This is a genomic window from Enterovirga sp., from assembly GCF_035325185.1.
In the GTDB taxonomy this organism is placed as follows: domain Bacteria; phylum Pseudomonadota; class Alphaproteobacteria; order Rhizobiales; family Beijerinckiaceae; genus Enterovirga.
The window spans coordinates 9,009-26,548 of record NZ_DAOLAJ010000052.1 but is presented as its reverse complement, the minus strand read 5'-3'; the positions used below and the strand labels follow the sequence as shown (position 1 = coordinate 26,548).

The following is a 17,540-nucleotide window of genomic DNA, read 5'->3' as shown; positions in this document are numbered from 1 at the left end:
GCGGTCGAATCCCACCGCCCAGGCGTCGCGATAGCCGTAGGAGGTGCCGGTCTTGAAGGCGATCTTGCCGCCGAGCGCATGGTCGGGAGGCGGGGCGCCGCGCAGGATGTCGGCGACATACCAGGCCGGGACCGGATCGGTCACCCGCGTCTCCCCGATCGCCGGGACCGAGCCCGGATCGAGCCGGGTGACGAGGGGCGGGGCCATGCCGCCACGCGCGAAGGAGGCATAGAGGCGCGTCAGGTCGAGCAGGGTGATGCCGAGCCCGCCGAGCGCCGTCGCGAGGCCGGGCGGCGCGTCGGGCGGGAGCGCGATCTCCGCCCCGCCCTGCCGCAGCCGGGCGATGAATCGGGCCGGGCCGACCGCGCCCAGAAGCTCGACGGCCGGCAGGTTCAGCGAGGATTGCAGCGCGCGCCGCGCGGTCACGGTGCCCTGGAAGGTGAGGTCGAAATTGTCCGGCGCATAGGCGCCCCAGCGCGAGGGCCGGTCGTCGACGAGCGTCTCGGGATGGGCGATGCCGCTCTCGAAGGCGAGGGCGTAGATGAAGGGCTTCAGCGCCGAGCCGGGCGAGCGCGAGGCCGTCGTCATGTCGATGGCCCCGCGCCGCTCGGCGGCGAGCTTGGCCGGGCTGCCGACGCGGGTGCGCACCTCGCCGGTCTCGTTGTCGATCACGACGATGGCGCCCGAGGCGGCGGGGCCGAACTGCTCGACCCGCTCGGCGAGGAGCGCTTCCAGTGCCGTCTGTTGGCGCCGGTCGATCGCGAGGCGGTGGACGGCGAGGTCGGGGCGCTCGGCGAGGGCGCGCTCGGCCGCATGCGCCGCATGCATGGGGAAGCCATGGCGGCGGGCCGGGATGCGTTCGGCGCGCCCCTCCTCGGCCTCCTGTTTCGTGATCGCCCCCGCCGCGAGGACGCGGGCGAGGACGCGGTCGCGGGCCCGCCGGGCGGTCTCGGGCGAGCGGTCGGGCCGGCGCGCCTCCGGCGATTGCGGCAGCGCGACGAGGAGTGCCGCCTCCCCCACGGAGAGCCGCTTCGGCTCCTTGCCGAAATAGGAGAGCGAGGCGGCGCGCACGCCTTCCAGCGTGCCGCCATAGGGGGCGAGGCGCAGATAGAGGTCGAGCAGCTCGCCCTTGGAGAAGCGGCTTTCCAGCTCGACCGCGCGGACGGCCTGGGTGAGCTTGGCCTTGAGGGTGCGCTCGGCGCGCGGCTCCAGCAGCCGCGCCACCTGCATGGTGAGGGTCGAGGCGCCCGAGACGATGCGCCGGTTCCAGGCGAGCTGCCAGGTGGCCCGCGCGAGCGCCATCGGATCGAGCCCGCGATGGCTGTCGAAGCGGCGGTCCTCATAGGCTTTGAGCATGACGAGGAAGCGCGGATCGACCTCCTCATGCGTGACCGGCAGCCGCCAGCGCCCCTCGGGGGTGGCGAAGGCGCGGAGCAGTTTCTCGTGCCGGTCGAGGACGATGACCGAGCGGTGCTCCGCCTCGGTCAGGTCGAGCGGCGGCAGCGAGGCCGCGAAGCGCCAAAGGGCGAGGCCGCCGCCGCCGAGCAGCACCGCCGCACAGAGGCCGGCGGCGAGCGCGAGGCGGCGCCACCTTTTGCCCCCCCCCCGCGAAGCGGCGGGGAGGGCCGAGCCGGAGCGAAGCGGAGGACCGGGGCGGGGGGCGGCTCCGCCTGCTCCCAGGCCGGAGGATTCGCGGAGAGCCCCCCCGCCCCGGTTCGCCCCTGCGGGGCGACTCGGCCCTCCCCACCGCAAGCGGGGGGAGGGTGGGGGAGCGGCGGCGTCCCGCGACATCGTCGATGGCCCTAGCGCGGCGTGACCTCGACCGAACCGAAGGCGGTGCGGCCGAAGCGGTCGGGGCGGTACATATCCTCGACGGTCGCGGCGGGGTGGACGTAGCGGCCGGGCGCGACCGCCCGCACCGTATAGGCCACGGTCCAGGTCGCCTTCTGGGACGGATCGCGGTCGAAAGCGGCGACGAAGCGGTCGTCGCGATATTCCTCGTTCACCGGCGTCACGTCGATCTTGAGCCAGTCGAGCCCGGCGACCGAGCCGGAATCGACGAGCTTCGGATTGTCGATCTCGAAGCCGGCGGGCAGGAAGTCGACCAGCAGCACGCGGGCGAAGAGCGCCTGCGGCTCGGTCACCTTCAGCACGGTCACGAGGCGGTCGCCCTGGCGCACGCGGCCCGGATCGACCTTGGTGCCGTCGAGCTTGTAGTAGCTCCGCTCCACCGCGTAGCCGCGCGAGGCGGCGGGCTCGGGCCCGACCGGATTGCCGGCCACCGACACGACCAGCTCGGCCGAGGCCGATCCGGCATTGCCGACCCGGACCGGCGCGCGCTCGAGTCGCGGCCCCCGGAAGGTGCGGAAGAGCGAGCCCTGGACCGGCTGGCCGTCCAGCGTCACCTGGATCGCGGTGGCGTCGCGCTGGAGCGCCTCGGCCGCGAGGATCATCCACGCCTGCTCCTGAGTCGAGGTGTAGCTGCGCGCGCCGCGCTCCTGGCTGACCACGCGGGTGATCGGGACGATCGCGTCGCGGCCGAGGCCGGTATCGGAGGCGAGGGCGACAAGGGCGGCGCCGTCGCGCAGGCGCGTGCCGTAGTCGGGCCGGGCGGTGGCGCCGTCGCGGGTCCGCTCGAGGAGCTGCACGGCCGAGGCGAAGACCCGTTGTGCGCGCTCCCGGTCGCCGATCAGTCCGAGGCCGGCGGCGATCTGGGCGCGGGCGAGCGGGGTCTTGAACTCGTCGAGCCTGGTATCGGCCATGTAGCGCAGGTCGCCTGCGACCGGCCGGCCGTTCCGGGCCAGGACATAGGCCGCATAGGCGATCGTGTCGCCGTTCGCGCCGATCTCCGTCGTGTTGGCGACGTAGTTGCGCAGCCGGTCGAGCACGAGGGTGAAGGCCGTCTGCGGCACCGCGAATTTCTGCTCGCGGGCCCGCGTCAGGAAGTCAGCCACGTAGGAATCGAGCCAGTAATCCTCCGAGGAGTTGACGCTCCAGAGCCCGAAGGCGCCGTTCGAATCCTGCCGCGTCAGCACGCGCTCGATGGCGCCGCGGACGCGCTCGTCGAGCTTGTCGTCGAAGCCCAGATGCTCCGCCGTCGCGAGGCGGTTGACATAGAGCAGCGGCAACGCCCGGCTGACCGTCTGCTCGGTGCAGCCATAGGGGAAGCGGTCGAGCGCCTGGAGCAGGCCCGGCACGTCGAGCGCGGCCAGCGGCGAGACCGAGACGGAGACCGCCCCCGTCCCCGGCACGAGATCGGCCAGGAGGTCGCTCGTGATCGTGGCCGTGCCGCCCGCTTCCAGGGGCCGCACGGTGCGGCGCACGAGCGAGCCCGTTCCCGGCTGGATGCGCAGCCGGAAGCTCTGGTCGAGATCGAGCCCCTGGCCCGTGAGGCGGATGTCGAGCACCGCGTCGCCGAGGCCGGCCGCCGCGATCGGGATCGTGACGTCGCCCTTGCCTCCCTGGGCGAGCCGGATCGTCCGCCGCAGCGCATCGGCATCGACGAGGATCGGCCCGGCGACGTTCAGGTCGAGCGTGTAGTCGCCCGCCGGGGCCTCGACATTGTCGAGGTCGAGGCGCAGGCGCGAGCGGTCGCCGATATTGAGGAAGCGCGGCAGCGTGCCGGACACCACCACCGGATCGCGCACGGTCACGGTCCGGTCCGCCGAGCCGACCCGGCTCTTCGTCCAGGCCGCGGCCATGACCTTCACCGCGCCGTTGAAGGCCGGGATCTCGAACTCGACAATGGCGGTCCCGTCCGGGCCGACCTTGACCACGCCCGAATAGCGGGCGAGCGGCTCCTGGGTCGGCGGGATGCCGTTGAGGCCGCCGGCCTCGGCGTCGCCGCCCGAGCGGATCGCGCCGGCCGCGCCTTGCATGCCGTCGATCAGGTAGCCGTAGAGGTCGCGCAACTCGACGCCGAGCGCCTTCTGGCCGAAGAAGAAGCCGGCCGGGTCGGGTGTCGTGTAGCGGGTCAGGTTGAGGATGCCGACATCGACGGCCGCGACCGTCACGTAAGCCTCCTCGCCCGCCTGGAGCCCGGCGAGCCTCACCGGCACCCGCAAGGTGCCGCGCGGGCGCATCTTCTCGGGCACGTCGAGGGAGACGCCGAGGGTGCGCTCGGCCTTGTCGATCGAGAACCAGGCGAGGCCGAGCGCCCGTCCGGGCATGCGCCGTTGTGCCGTGTCGAGCGGTCGGAAGGCGGTCGCGACGAGATAGGCCCCCGCGCCCCATTCGGCCTTGACCGGGATCGAGACCGTCGTGCCCTCGGCCGGCAGGTCGACCTCGCGGATCTCCTGCACGGCGTCGGTCATGACGGCGAGCGTGACGCGGCCCGCGAAGCGCGGCTTGACTTGCGCCCGCATCGTCTCGCCCAACGTGTAGGACGCCTTGTCGAGCGAGATTTCGAGCAGGTCCGGCGTGTCGGCGGTCTGCTCGCCGGAATAGCCGACCGAGAAGGTGATCGAGGTGCGGGCCGTCGAGATGCCGTCGGCGGAGAGGTCGAGGCGGTAGGTGCCCCATTTCACCGGGGCAGAGATATGGCCCGGCTCGCTTGCGGCGAGGTCGAGGCGCCCGTCCGCCACGCGGCGGGTGGATTTCACCGGCTCGTAGCCCCAGCGGCCGTCCGAGTTGAACCACTGGTAGCTGCGCTCGACCCGGTAGAGCGACCAGCCGACGTTCTGGCGCGCGAGGCGCGTGCCGTCGGGATCGGCGAGGACCACGTCGAAAGTTGCGTTCGCGCCCTCGCCGAGGTCGCCGAAGGTCTTCTTCACGCCGAGGACCGGGCCTTCCGGCAGGATCGGCAGGGTGAGGTTGCGCTCGATGGCGCGCCCGCCGGGCTCGGCGACGCGCAAGGTGATCTTGGCCTCGGTCGGCCGGGGCGCGGCAACGGCCTGGATCGGGACCGTCACGACGGCTTTGCCGTTCGGGCCGGTCTCGGCCTTCTCCTCCATCTCGACGGTCGAGGATTCGATCGTCTCTTCCGACAGCCCGACCTCGAAGCCGTCGAGCCCCTTGATGCCGGAAGACGCGGCCGCCTGCACGACCACCTCGCCGGTGATTTCGAGCCCGGCGCCCGGCGCGCCGTAGAGATAGCGGGCGGAGAGGTCGATCTGGGCCGGCTCGCCCGGACGGAGCGCGGGCGCCCGCGGGGCGAGGGTCAGCTCCAGCCGCTCGGGCACGTAATCCTCGACGAGGAAGCTCGCCTCGCCGACCGGCTTGCCCTTCGGATCGAGATAGGCGAGGGCGCGCCAGGTGCCGCGCTGCGCCCCGTTCAGGAGCGACACGCTCCAGGCCCGCCCGCCGAGGCCCATATCGGCGACCTGGTCGCGCTTGTACTCGACGCCGTCGGGGCGGCGCATGACGAGGGTCAGGGGCGAGCCCGAGGCCGCGACGCCGCGCGAATCGCGCAGGAGCGCGGTCAGGTTCACCGTCTCGCCGGAGCGGTAGACGCCGCGCTCCGTATAGAGGAACGCCTCCATGCCGCCCGCCACGGCGCGCCCCTTCACGCCGCGGTCGCTGAGGTCGAAGGGCGCGCCGCCGAGATCAAGGAAGCCGTAGTCGAAATTCGCAGCCGGGCTCTGGCCGGATGCGAGCCCCGCCGCCATGCCGAGCGTCGCGACGACGAGGCCGGGCGCCATGCCGCCCTCGCCGCGCGCAAGGCCCGGATCGAACTGGACCCGGCCGGAGGCGTCGGTGGTCCTGGTGGCCAGCACCTCGTTGTTGCGGGCGACGAGCCGCACCTCGACATCCCGCACCGGCTGGCCGGTCGCGAGCGAGCGGGCGATCACGGCGATGCCGTCATTGCCCTTGAGCGCGGTGAGGCCGAGATCGGAGACCACGAACCATTGCGTCGAGCGCTTCGTCTCGTCGTAGCTCGGCTCGTCGTCGGCGGAGGGCTGGGGCTCCGCCTCGCTGCCGGCCGGGATCGCGGTCATCACGTAGATGCCGGGCTCCATCTTCGGGATGGCCTTGGCGATGGGGAAGGCGGTGACGACGTCCCGGTTCAATTCGCTCGCCATGGCGAGGCGGCCGGTCCAGATCTTGACGCCCTTCTCGCGCGCGATCCGGCCGGCCTGGTATTTCGAGAGCTGGCTCAGGAAATCGTCGCCGCGCACGGTCGGCAGGAGGCTGCGGTCGCCGATGCGGAAGATCTCGACCTGCGCCTCGGACGCATTGACGGAGACGACCGGGATGCCCTCCTGGCCCGTCTTCGGCAGGACGTAGTTCCTGCCCGTGAAGCGCACCTGCGGGGAGCGGTCCTTCACGTAGATGTCGTAATCGGCCGATTTCAGCAGGGACTCGCCGACCGCCGAGGGCAGGCCCTGGCGCAGCACGATCGCGTATTTCTGGCCGTGCTTGAGGCCGTCGACGCAAAGCTCCTGGCCTTCGGTCGTGACGGCGGCATTGGCCGTGCCCGAGACGGCGACGAAGGGCGTGAAGTCCGTCCGCCCGCCCGCAAGCGCCTCGGAGAACTGGAAGCAGGCGCGGGGCGCCGCCGAATCCGAATCGACCTTGTAGTCGGTGATGCGGAAGCCGTGCTTGGCGCGCAGGTCCTCGTAGGTCGCGCGGATATCGGCGACATCGGCCAGTTGCAGGCTGGCGCGATAGGCGTCGAGCGAGGAGCGCCAGTATTCGCCGAGAGCGTAGACCTCGCCGAGAAGGGCAAGGGCCCGCGCCTCGTCCGCCCGGCTCGCCGCGCGCTGGTAGGCGACGTAGGCGGCGATGGTGGCGCGCTCGCGCAAGGTGTAGCGCTCGCCGTAATTGTTCGTGTCCACGGCGATCGCGGCGCGCGCATAGCCCTCCCATGCCGCACCTGACTTCGGATCGGCGACGATCGCGCCGGTGAAGAGGGCGAGGGCGCGCCGCGCATCGCCCCGCCCGAGCGCGGCCTCGCCGTCGCGCCGCGCCTGCGCGGCGTTGGGGCTGGCCCGCTCCGTCCGCTTGAACTGGTCCTCCAGCCGGATGCCTTCGCTCGCGAGGTTGTCGCGCACATAGCTCTTCTGCGCGAGCGCCGCGGTCGAGGCCGAGCACAAGGCCAGGGCCAGGAGGCCGGCCTGCGCCAGGGAGCGGAGACGAGATGCGGGCATGAAGGCTCCTGACCTGCGGCTGAATCGGATGCGGGTATCCCAGCGTTTAGCGGGGTGATCTTGGCAGCTTGATTTCGCGGATGTTTCTAGAGCGAATCGATGCGGCGCCCAAATGCCGCGGGAAACCGGAGGGCGGGCTCGGCCGTTCCCCGGTCTGGTGGGGGCCTCGCGACGGAGGCGCCGGCGGGGTGGTGTCTTGAAGCGTCTCTGTCTGCTGCGTCACGCCAAGGCCGTCCCGCACGGGACGATGAACGATTTCGACCGCGTCCTGGCGGAGAGGGGCCGCAGCGACATGGCCCTTCTCGCCCTCCGTCTCGCGGCCCTCGACCCGGCGCCCGATCTCGCCCTCGTTTCTCCCGCCGCACGGACGCGGGAGACCTGGGCGCTCGCCGGCCTGCCGCGGGTTCCCGTCCGCATCGAGGAGGCGATCTACGAGGCGAGCGCGCGCGCCCTGCTGCGCCTCGTCCAGGCCCTGCCGGAGAAGGTGCAATTCGCGGTCCTGGTCGGGCACAATCCGGGTCTCGAGGATTTCGCCGCTTCCCTGCGCGCGCCGGAACACCCGCTGCGCTCCCTGCCGACGGCGGGCCTCGTCCTCGCCGAATGGGATGTGCCGCACTGGCGGGACGTGCGGGCGGGAGACGGACGCCTCGTCTCGGTCCTCCCCCCGGCGGCGCGGGGAGGAGGGCCATGATCGCCTTCGCCGTTCTCGCCGTTTCGGGCCTTCTCCAGGGAGGACTTCCGGCGGGACTTCCGGCCCTGCCGCGGCCCGACCTGTCCCTGCCCCGGCTCGGGCCGCCCGGCGAGGCGAGCTATCGCGCCGAGGAGAAGAGCGTCACGACCTGGCGCGAGGGAACCCTGCGGACCCTGGAGCCTGCCCCGCTCGCCGCCGTCGCCGCCTGGCTCGATCTCGGCCGGCCGGTGGTCGCGCGCTGCGTGCGGCTCAACAATCCCTGGTGCATCAAGCGGGCGCGCTGGCCGGGCGAGATCGGCGGCGACGAGGAGGGGCACACGGCCTTCGCCTCGACGGAGGCGGGGGCGGATGCCGCCGCCTCCCTGCTGCGCACCTATTACGTCTCGCTCGGCCGCAAGTCGGCCCTCGACATCGTGCGCCGCTGGGCGCCCGCCGAATGCCGCATCGGCATCGGCGGCATGTCCGTGGCCCTCGCGGTCGGCGGCCTCGCCGGGACCTTGCGGGCCCGCTACCTCGCCTCGACGGGCGGCCGCCGGGCCGGCTTGCCCGCCGGCCGCCCGACCGTGACGCGGACGCCGAAAGGCGTCGCGATCAAGGCGCCGCCGGGCGGGCGCATCCGCGTCTCGATCGTGCCGATGCCGCCCATGCCGAGCTATCGCGTCCCGAGCCTGACGTCCGGGGGCGGGGAGCGCGGGCGGCCCTCCGCCGCCTTCGCCTCGCACCAGCCGGCGCCTCGCGCCAAGGCGAAGCCCCTCGCCGCTCCCCGCCGCCCGGCCGAGGTCCGCAGCCTCGCGGCGGCCCCGATCCCCTCCTTCTGCGGCTCCGAGGAGGGGCGCATCCAGGCTTACGCTTCCGCCATCTCGCGGGCGCTCGGGATGCAGCCCGGCAGCGATCTCAAGCTCTTCGACGAAGCCGGGCAGCCGACCGTCAACCTGCTGCCGGTCATGGTGGCGATGTCCGCCGTCGAGCTGGGCTATCTCCATGCCGGGCCGACCCTCGCCGAGGGTGCCATCGACCGGCTGAAGGCGAGGCTTGCGGAAGAGGCCGCGCGCGAGGCCGCCGCCCGGCAGGAGCAGAACCATCTCATGGATACGGGGAAGCCATAGGCGGGCGCCCTTCCGGTTGCGCCCGCGGCCGTGGCTCACCATACCATGGCTGCCCCTCGTCCTGCCGCGGTGACGCTTGTCCTTCCTGACCGATCTCGTCGACAGAACCGCCGGCGCCGCCCATTCGTTGCGCTCGATCGGGCAGGATCTCCTCTCCCCGCGGCTCCGGCTCGGCGTCACCGGCCTGTCGCGCTCGGGCAAGACCGTCTTCACGACCGCCCTCGTTCATCATCTCGTGCGCCATTCGCCGCTGCCCGCCTTCCGGCCCGCCGCGGAGGGCCGGATTCGGCGCGCCCGCCTCGCCCCGCAGCCCGACGACGACGTTCCGCGTTTCCCCTTCGAGGCGCATCTGGCGCGGATCGCGGAGGATCGCCTCTGGCCCGCCTCGACGAACCGCATCGCCGAATTGCGGCTCGAGCTGGATTACGAGCGCCGGGCGGGCTGGCGCAGCGGCCCGGCCGGGCTGACGCTCGATATCGTCGACTATCCCGGCGAATGGCTGCTGGATCTCGCCCTTCTCGACCGGAGCTTCGCCGAATGGTCGCGCGAGAGCGTGGCCGGGAGCCGCCAGCCGGGCCGCGCGGCCCTCGCGGCGCCCTGGCTCGCGGCCCTGGCCGAGGCCGATCCGGCGGAGCCGGCCGACGAGGCCCGCGCGGCGAGGCTGGCGGAGGCGTTCCGCACTTATCTCCTGGCGCTGCGGGCCGAGCCCGAGGCCGTCGCGACGACGCCTCCGGGCCGCTTCCTCATGCCGGGCGACCTCGCGGGCTCGCCGGCCCTCACCTTCGCGCCCCTCGACCTGCCCTCCGACGCGGCCCCGGCGCCCGGCTCGCTCGCCGCGCTGATGGAGCGGCGCTACGAATCCTACAAGTCGCGGGTGGTGGGTCCCTTCTTCCGCGACCATTTCCAGCGGATCGAGCGGCAGATCGTGCTGGTCGACGTGCTGGCGGCGGTGGATGCCGGGCCCGCGGCCCTGGCGGAGCTGGAAACCGCGCTCGACCGCGTGCTGCTCGCCTTCAATGCCGGGCGCAACACCTTCCTGTCCCGCCTCTTCGCGCCGCGGGCCGAGCGCGTGCTCTTCGCGGCCACCAAGGCCGACCATATCCATCATACGAGCCACGACAGGCTGGAGCGGCTCCTGCGCCTTCTCGTCTCCCGCGCGGTGCGGCGCAGCGAGGGGGCGGGGGCGAAGGTCGGCAGCGTCGCGCTGGCCTCCGTCCGCGCGACCCGCGAGACGACGGTGCTCGAAGGGCGCACGACGCTCAGGGCCGTGGCAGGCACGCCGGAGGCGGGCGAGGTGGTCGGCGGCGAGGTCTTCGACGGCAGGACCGAGGCGGCGATCTTCCCCGGCGAATTGCCGGAGGACCCGGAAGCCGTCTTCCGCGGCGCGCTGGAGCCGGGATCCTTGCGCTTTCCCCGCTTCCGTCCGCCCCCGGTCCCGGTGGATGCGGCCGGGCGGGTCGGGGTCCTGCCCCATATCCGGCTCGACCGCGCGCTGGACTTCCTGATCGGGGACAGGCTCGCATGAGGAGAACCCGATGAGCAGCCGACCGCGCGCCTTCCGGCTCGACGAGCCCGGCACGGTCACGGTGACGCCCGACACCCCCGCCGCGACGACGGAGGCGGCGCGGGTGATCGTGACGCAGGAGCCGATGGAGGCCATCGAGGCGGCGGACGGCGTGCCGGTCCTGCCCGCGCCGCGGTCGCGCTCGCGCTGGGGGGCCTTGTTCTTCTCCGCCCTGTCGGGGCTCGTCAGCCTCGGGATCGGCGTCGCGATCCACAAGCTGATCCTCGACCTCTTCCAGACCTCCCCCTGGCTCGGCTGGCTCGCGGTCGTGCTGACGGCGCTCGCCTGCCTCTCGCTCGCCGTCATTGCCGGGCGCGAGATCGCGGGCGTGCTGCGCGAGCGGAGGGTCGAGGAGTTGCGCCGCCGCGCCGCCGACGCCCTCGCCCATCGCGACGGCGAGGAGGCCCGGGCCGTCGCGCGAGACCTCGCGGCCAGCGCGAAGGGGAAGGCCCGCGCCGGCGCGGGCCCCAGCGTCGAATCGGTCGAGGGCGAGATCATGGAGGCCGAGGACCGCCTCGCCCTCGCCGAGCGGACCCTGGTCGCGCCTCTCGACGAGGCGGCGACGCGGGCCGTCGCGGCCGCGGCGCGGCAGGTCTCGCTCGTCACCGCGATCAGCCCGCGCGCCCTGATCGACATCGCCTTCGTAATCTATGCCGCCGCGCGCCTCCTGCGGCGCATCGCGGGGATCTATGGCGGGCGGCCGGGATGGCTCGGCTTCTTCCGCCTCTTCCGCGCGACCGTGAACCATCTCGCCGTGACCGGCGGCGCCGCCCTCGGCGACGGGCTCGTCCAGCAGGTGCTCGGGCACGGGGTCGCCGCGCGCATCTCGGCCCGGCTGGGGGAGGGCGTGCTGAACGGCCTCATGACGGCCCGCTTCGGCCTCGCGGCGATCGAGGTCTGCCGGCCTCTCCCCTATATCCGCGAGACCCCGCCCCGCCTCGCCGACGTCGCGGGCGACCTCCTGAGCCGCGAGGGGCAGGGCCCGGCCGCCTGAATGATCCCGGCCGCCTCAGGCGGCGCCCGTGATCCAGCGGGCCGCCTTCTCGGCGATCATCAGGGTCGGCGCGTTGGTGTTGCCGCTCGTGATCTGCGGCATGACGCTGGCATCGACGACGCGCAGCCCCGCGAGCCCCCGCACCCTGAGCCGGCTGTCGAGGACGGCCATGGGGTCGTCCTCGCGCCCCATCTTCGCCGTGCCCACCGGATGGAAGATCGTGCTGGCGATATCCCCCGCGAGCCTCGCCAGCTCCTCGTCGGTCTGGAACCGGATTCCCGGCTTCCATTCCTCCGGCTTGTATTTCGCGAGTGCGGGCTGGGCCAGGATGCGGCGCACCTGCCGCAGGCTCGCCGCGGCGACCAGGCGGTCCTCGTCGGTCGACAGGTAGTTGGGCGCGATCATCGGCGCGTCGTCCGGGCGGCTCGAGCGGATATGGACGGAGCCGCGGCTGGTCGGGTTGAGGTTGCAGACGCTCGCGGTGATGGCAGGAAACGGATGCAGGGGCTCTCCGAAGGCGTCGAGGCTCAGCGGCTGCACGTGATATTCGAGATTGGCGTGGCTGCGCGAGGGGTCGGAGCGCGTGAAGGCGCCGAGCTGGCTCGGCGCCATGCTCATCGGCCCCGACCGGCGCAGCGCGTATTCGAGGCCGATCCTCGCCTTGCCGAAGAGGGTCCCGACCAGGGTGTTCAGGGTCAGCGTGCCCTGGATGTTGAAGATCGCCCGGATCTGGAGGTGATCCTGGAGGTTCTCGCCGACGCCCGGCGAATCCAGCACCGTCTCGATCCCGAGCGCCCGCAGCCTGTCCGCCGGGCCGATGCCCGAGAGCTGGAGGATCTGCGGCGAGCCGATCGCGCCCGCCGACAGGATCACCTCTCGCGAGGCCCGAACCGTGACGGCCTCCCCGACCGTGACGGCCTGCCCGCCCCGCCGCACCACGGCCCCGGCGCAACGCCGCGCTCCGTCCGGCCCCGTCTCGAAGACGAGGCGCTCGACCTGCGCCTGCGTCCAGACCGTCAGGTTGGAGCGGGTCCGGGCCGGGCGCAGGAATCCCTTGGCGGTGCTCCAGCGCCAGCCGGATTTCTGGTTGACCTCGAAATAGCCGACCCCGGCATTGTCGCCCGAGTTGAAGTCGTCGGTACGCTCGAAGCCGGCCTCGGTCAGGGCGGTGGCGACGTCGTCGAGGACCCCCCGGCGCAGCCGCTCCTCCGCCCGCCGCCATTCGCCGCCATGGCCGTGCAGGTCGGAGAAGCGGCTGTTGCCGCCGGTGGTCGGATCGGCGCCTCCGTCGAGCTTGTAATGGTCCTCGTGCGCCATGAAATCGGGCAGCGAGCTTGCCCAGCTCCAGGACTCGTCCCCGGTCAGCCGCGCCCAGCCGTCATAGTCGCGGGCCTGGCCGCGCATGTAGATCATGCCGTTGATCGACGAGCAGCCGCCGAGCGTCTTGCCGCGCGGATAGCGCAGCGAGCGCCCGTTCAGCCCGGCCTCGGGCTCGGTCTGGTAGAGCCAGTCGGTGCGCGGATTGCCGATGCAGTAGAGATAGCCGACGGGGATGTGGATCCAGGGATAGGTGTCGGGCCGGCCGGCTTCGAGCAGCAGGACGCGCTTCGCGGGATCCTTGCTCAGGCGGTTGGCCAGGAGGCAGCCGGCCGAGCCGGCGCCCACGACGATATAGTCGAACGATTCGGACGGCATGTCCCGGCCTCCGCTCAGCGCGCGGCCGGCATGGCGAAAGCGGCGTCTCTCGGGATGCTGTTCCGCCAAAGCTGCATGATCGACCCCGGCCCGGCGCGGAAACGCGCCCTCCCCGGACGCCATGCATATCGCCGAACGGGCTCTTCTTCCAGCCGCGCCCCCTTATGTCATCCCCGGCCGGAGCGAAGCGGAGGGGAAGGGGATCCAGAGGGCTCGCAGACGGCCTGGATCCCTTCCCGCGCCTTCGGGCCGGGGATGACAGGGGGAGGCGGGAAGCCTATCCCCGGGAGCCGGCTTCGGCCATGATCCTCTGCACGCCGCTGAGGACGGCCTTGAGCGAGGCCATGACGATGTTCGGGTCCATGCCGACCCCGTGCACCGTGCGCCCCTGCGCATCCTCGAGCTGGACGTAGCAGGCGGCCGTGGCGTTGGCGCCGCGCCCGACGGCGTGCTCGTGGTAATCGACGAGCGAGAACTCGACCCCGTAGCTGCGCTTCAGCGCATCCACGAAGGCGTCGACCGGCCCGTTGCCCAGCCCCTCGATCGTGCGGATCGTGCCGTCCCGCTGCTTCAGGTCCGCGGTCAGCGTGCGCGTGCCCTCGGAGGTAGGATAGGTCTTGTGCGCGACGAGCTCCAGCGGCGCCCCGGTCAGGAGATAGGTCCGGCCGAACAAGCTCCACAGGGAGGCGCTCGTCAGCTCCTTGCCGTCCTCGTCCATCTGCTCCTGCGCGATGCGGGAGAACTCGATCTGGAGGGGGCGCGGCAGGCTGAGGCCGTGATCGGCCTGGAGGATATAGGCGATGCCGCCCTTGCCCGATTGCGAGTTGATGCGGATCACCGCCTCGTAGTCGCGGCCCACGTCCTTGGGGTCGATCGGCAGGTAGGGCACCTGGAAGAGCGGCGCGTTGCGGGTCTTCTGCGCCTCGAACCCCTTCTTGATGGCGTCCTGGTGGGAGCCGGAAAAGGCCGTGTAGACGAGGTCGCCGACATAGGGATGGCGCTCGTGGATCGGCAGTTGCGTGCAATATTCGGCGACGTTGCGGATCTCGTTGATGTCGTGCAGGTCGAGCTCGGGATCGATGCCCTGGGTGAACAGGTTGAGCGCCATCGTCACGATGTCGACATTGCCCGTCCGCTCGCCATTGCCGAACAGCGTGCCCTCGACGCGGTCCGCCCCCGCCATCAGGGCGAGTTCTGCCGCGGCCACCGCCGTCCCGCGGTCGTTATGCGGGTGGACCGACAGCAGCACGCTGTCGCGGTCGGAGATGTGGCGCCCGAACCATTCGAACTGGTCGGCATGGACGTTGGGCGTGGCCATCTCGACGGTCGCGGGCAGGTTCAGGATCAGCTTCTTCTGCGGGGTGGGGCGGATGACCGCCTTCACCGCCTCGCAGATCTCGAGCGCGTAATCGAGCTCCGTGCCGGTGAAGCTCTCCGGCGAATACTGGAAGACGAAATTGGTCTCCGGCGCCGTCGCGGCCAGGTCCCGGACCATCTGCGCGGCATCGGTCGCGATCTTCCGGATGCCCGCGCGGTCGGAGCGGAAGACGACCTCGCGCTGGAGCGTGGAGGTCGAGTTGTAGAAATGCAGGATGACGTTCCTCGCTCCTCGCACCGCCTCGAAGGTGCGCTCGATCAGCTCGGGCCGGCACTGGGTGAGGACCTGGATCGCCACGTCGTCCGGGACGGCGCCATCCTCGATGATGGAGCGCACGAAGTCGAAATCGGTCTGCGAGGCGGCCGGAAAGGCGACCTCGATCTCCTTGAAGCCCATCTTCACGAGCAGGTTGAACATCCGGTTCTTGCGCTCGACGCCCATGGGCTCGACGAGCGCCTGGTTGCCGTCGCGCAGATCGACCGAGCACCAGATCGGGGCCTTGGTGAGAACCTGGGAGGGCCAGCGGCGGTCGGGCAGCGGGACCGGCGCATAGGCCTGGTATTTGGAAATCGGCATGGTGGACATGGAAAGACCCTTGCAATGAGGGCGGCAGCCGGCCCTGCTTCTTCAGGGGCCGAGGCGCCGCGATGCGATGGACAAGCTCAAATCCCCGGCGCGCTCACAGCGCCGGGCAGCTAAGTCGAAGGGTCAGGCCCAGGATGGCGGACCGAAATCGCATGGAGCCACGTAAAACAGAGCCGCGCGCGCAGATCAACCCGGAACTTCGCGCCAGGGCGCCGCGGGCTGGTCAGCCCCGCGCCCTGATCGCGGCGGCGCGGGCGAGCAGCGCCTCGGCGCGCTGCACGATCGGGATGTCGATCATCTTCCCGTCCACGGCGAAGGAGGCGCGCCCCGCCGCCGCGGCCTCGCGGTCGAGCCCCACGATGCGCTCGGCCTGCCTCACCTCCTCCTCGGAGGGGCTGAAGCCGGCATTGAGGATCGGCACCAGGTTCGGATGGATGCAGGCCGCGCCCACGAAGCCGAAATCTGCCGAGCGCCGCACGATGCGGGCATATCCTTCGAGATCGGAGAAATCGGCCACAGAGCCGATGGTGCCGAGCGGCAGGATGCCGGCGGCCGCGGCGGCCTGGATGAGCTGCTGCTTGGGCACGAACATCGTGTCCTCGGAGGGCTTGGCGCCGATGGCGGTCGCGTAATCCTCCGCGCCGAGCGAGATGCCCGCGAGGCGGGGCGTCGCGCGCGCGATCTCGTGGGCGCGGGCGAGCGGGCCCGGCGCCTCGATCAGGCCGATGAACCAGATCTTGCCGACCGGCAGGCCGCGCTGCGCCTCCAGCCGCGCGACCATCTCGTCGAGGAGCCTCAGATGCTCCGGCCCCTCGACTTTCGTGACCTTGATCGCGTCCACGCCCGCGATCACGGCCGCCTCGAGGTCGCGCACGGCGAGTTCGAGCGGCTGGTTGATGCGCACCATGACGTCGGAGCGTCCCTTCGCCCGGAAGCGCTCGACGATGCCGGGCACGAGGGCGCGCGCCGCCTCCTTCTGGGCGAGCGGGATCGAATCCTCGAGGTCGATGATGAGCGCGTCGGCGCCCCGCTCCGTCGCCTTGGCGACGAAGCGCTCGACATTGGCCGGCACGAAGAGCGCCGAGCGCCAGACGGGGAATTTCGCGACCGCGCTCATGCTTTCGTCTCCTTGACGGCGCCCGAGGCCAGGGCCGCTGCGATCTCGGCCTCGTCGAGCCCCGCCTCGGCCAGGACCTCGCGCGTATGGTCTCCCAGCCGGGGCGCGGGCGTGCGGATGCTGCCCGGCGTTTCGGACAGCCGCACCGGCACCGCATGCATGGGGAAGCTCTCCATGTCCTCGTCCGGGTAGTCCGCGAGCAGGGCGCGGGCATGGACATGCGGATCGGCCATGAAGCGGGCGATGTCGTTGACCGGGCCGATCGTGACCTCGGCCTCCTCGAAGAAGGCGACGTTCTCGTCCACCGTGCGGGTCGCGACGAAGTCGCCGATGATGCGGTCGAGTTCCTCGACATGGACGAGGCGCTGCTCGTTGGTGGCGAAGCGGGGATCGTCGCACAGCTCCGGCCGGCCGATGGCGCGCAGCACCCGCATGGCCATGCCCTGGGTCGAGCCCGACAGGCAGACATAGCCGCCGTCGCTCGCGCGGTAGACGTTGCGGGGCACCGAGCCGCTCGAGCGGCTGCCGGTGCGCGGCTTGACCTTGCCGGTGAGCCGGTAATTGGCCGCCTGGGGCCCGAGCGCGTTGAAGATCGGATCGAGCAGCGGCAGGTCGATCACCTGTCCCCGGCCGCCATTGACCTCGACCTCGCGGAGCGCCGCCATGGCGGCGAAGGCGCCGGTCAGGCCCGCGATCCCGTCGGCGAGATACATCGGCGGCAGGACGGGCTCGCGGTCGGCAAAGCCGTTCATGGCGGCGAAGCCCGAGAAGCCCTCGACGAGCGTGCCGAAGCCCGGCCTGCGGCGATACGGCCCCGTCTGGCCCCAGCCGGAAATGCGCACGATCACGAGCCTCGGCTCCAGCGCGTGCAATTCGGCCGGGGAGAGGCCCATCTTCTCCAGCGTGCCCGAGCGGAAGCTCTCGATCAGCATCGCGGCGCCAGGGACCAGCCGGCGCAGCAGCGGCACGGCGCCCGGATGGCGGAAATCGAGGCACAGGCTGCGCTTGTTGCGGGAATGGACCTTCCAGGTCGTCTCGACGCCCCGGACGCGCCAGCCGCGCAGGGTGTCGCCGTCGCGCGGCTCGACCTTGATCACGTCGGCGCCGAAATCGGCGAGGTGCTGGGTGAGCAGGTTGCCTGCGACGAGGCGCGAGAGATCGATCACCCGCAGGCCCGTCAGCGGGCCTCGGGCCTCGGGCGTGTAATCCGCCTTGGGGAGAGGGGTGTCCGGCATCGGCGGGGGTCGGGGGGGAGGGGGCCGGCCTGACGGGGGTCAGGCCGACATCTGCGCGATCAGGCGGGCGATGAAAGCTTCGCCCGC

At 71.9% G+C, this 17,540-nt stretch carries 10 protein-coding genes; 4 read left to right on the top strand and 6 right to left on the bottom strand.

Going from position 1 to position 17,540, the window contains the following annotated elements:
• Window positions 1-1,791, bottom strand: a 1,791-nt coding sequence (gene pbpC, locus PKD06_RS11740) for a penicillin-binding protein 1C (protein WP_324380366.1), incomplete at its 3' end; no start/stop codon positions are given.
• Between the two features lie 11 nt (window positions 1,792-1,802).
• Window positions 1,803-7,088 (bottom strand): alpha-2-macroglobulin, encoded by a 5,286-nt coding sequence (locus PKD06_RS11735; RefSeq protein ID WP_324380365.1) that lies wholly within the window; start codon window positions 7,086-7,088, stop codon window positions 1,803-1,805.
• 196 nt (window positions 7,089-7,284) lie between these two features.
• On the opposite strand from PKD06_RS11735, the gene PKD06_RS11730 reads away from it, so the two are divergent.
• The 4 genes from PKD06_RS11730 to PKD06_RS11715 all read left to right on the top strand — a co-directional run bounded on the left by PKD06_RS11730 (window position 7,285) and on the right by PKD06_RS11715 (window position 11,443).
• On the top strand, window positions 7,285-7,779 hold the full coding sequence (locus tag PKD06_RS11730; RefSeq protein WP_324380364.1) for a histidine phosphatase family protein: 495 nt from the start codon (window positions 7,285-7,287) through the stop codon (window positions 7,777-7,779).
• Entirely contained in the window at window positions 7,776-8,885 is a 1,110-nt protein-coding gene (locus PKD06_RS11725; RefSeq protein WP_324380363.1) for a hypothetical protein, read from the top strand. Before PKD06_RS11730 ends, PKD06_RS11725 begins: the two co-directional genes overlap by 4 nt.
• A gap of 127 nt (window positions 8,886-9,012) precedes the next feature.
• Window positions 9,013-10,410: a YcjX family protein gene (locus tag PKD06_RS11720; protein ID WP_324380368.1), complete on the top strand. Its 1,398-nt coding sequence runs from the start codon at window positions 9,013-9,015 to the stop codon at window positions 10,408-10,410.
• 10 nt (window positions 10,411-10,420) lie between these two features.
• Window positions 10,421-11,443: a TIGR01620 family protein gene (locus PKD06_RS11715; protein ID WP_324380362.1), complete on the top strand. Its 1,023-nt coding sequence runs from the start codon at window positions 10,421-10,423 to the stop codon at window positions 11,441-11,443.
• A gap of 15 nt (window positions 11,444-11,458) precedes the next feature.
• Here PKD06_RS11715 and PKD06_RS11710 read toward each other — a convergent pair whose 3' ends face one another.
• The 4 genes from PKD06_RS11710 to PKD06_RS11695 all read right to left on the bottom strand — a co-directional run bounded on the left by PKD06_RS11710 (window position 11,459) and on the right by PKD06_RS11695 (window position 17,453).
• Window positions 11,459-13,138 carry a GMC family oxidoreductase N-terminal domain-containing protein gene (locus tag PKD06_RS11710; RefSeq protein WP_324380361.1) on the bottom strand — a complete coding sequence of 560 codons (1,680 nt, stop codon included), beginning with the start codon at window positions 13,136-13,138 and terminating at the stop codon, window positions 11,459-11,461.
• 277 nt (window positions 13,139-13,415) lie between these two features.
• Window positions 13,416-15,092, bottom strand: coding sequence for a 2-isopropylmalate synthase (gene leuA, locus PKD06_RS11705; protein ID WP_324380367.1), 1,677 nt, complete (start codon window positions 15,090-15,092; stop codon window positions 13,416-13,418).
• A gap of 232 nt (window positions 15,093-15,324) precedes the next feature.
• Window positions 15,325-16,218 carry a CoA ester lyase gene (locus PKD06_RS11700; protein ID WP_324380360.1) on the bottom strand — a complete coding sequence of 298 codons (894 nt, stop codon included), beginning with the start codon at window positions 16,216-16,218 and terminating at the stop codon, window positions 15,325-15,327.
• The gene (locus tag PKD06_RS11695) at window positions 16,215-17,453 is read right to left on the bottom strand and encodes a CoA transferase (RefSeq protein WP_324380359.1); all 1,239 of its coding nucleotides are present in this window, start codon (window positions 17,451-17,453) and stop codon (window positions 16,215-16,217) included. The genes PKD06_RS11700 and PKD06_RS11695 overlap by 4 nt, the downstream gene beginning before the upstream one ends.
• Window positions 17,454-17,540 lie beyond the last annotated feature (87 nt).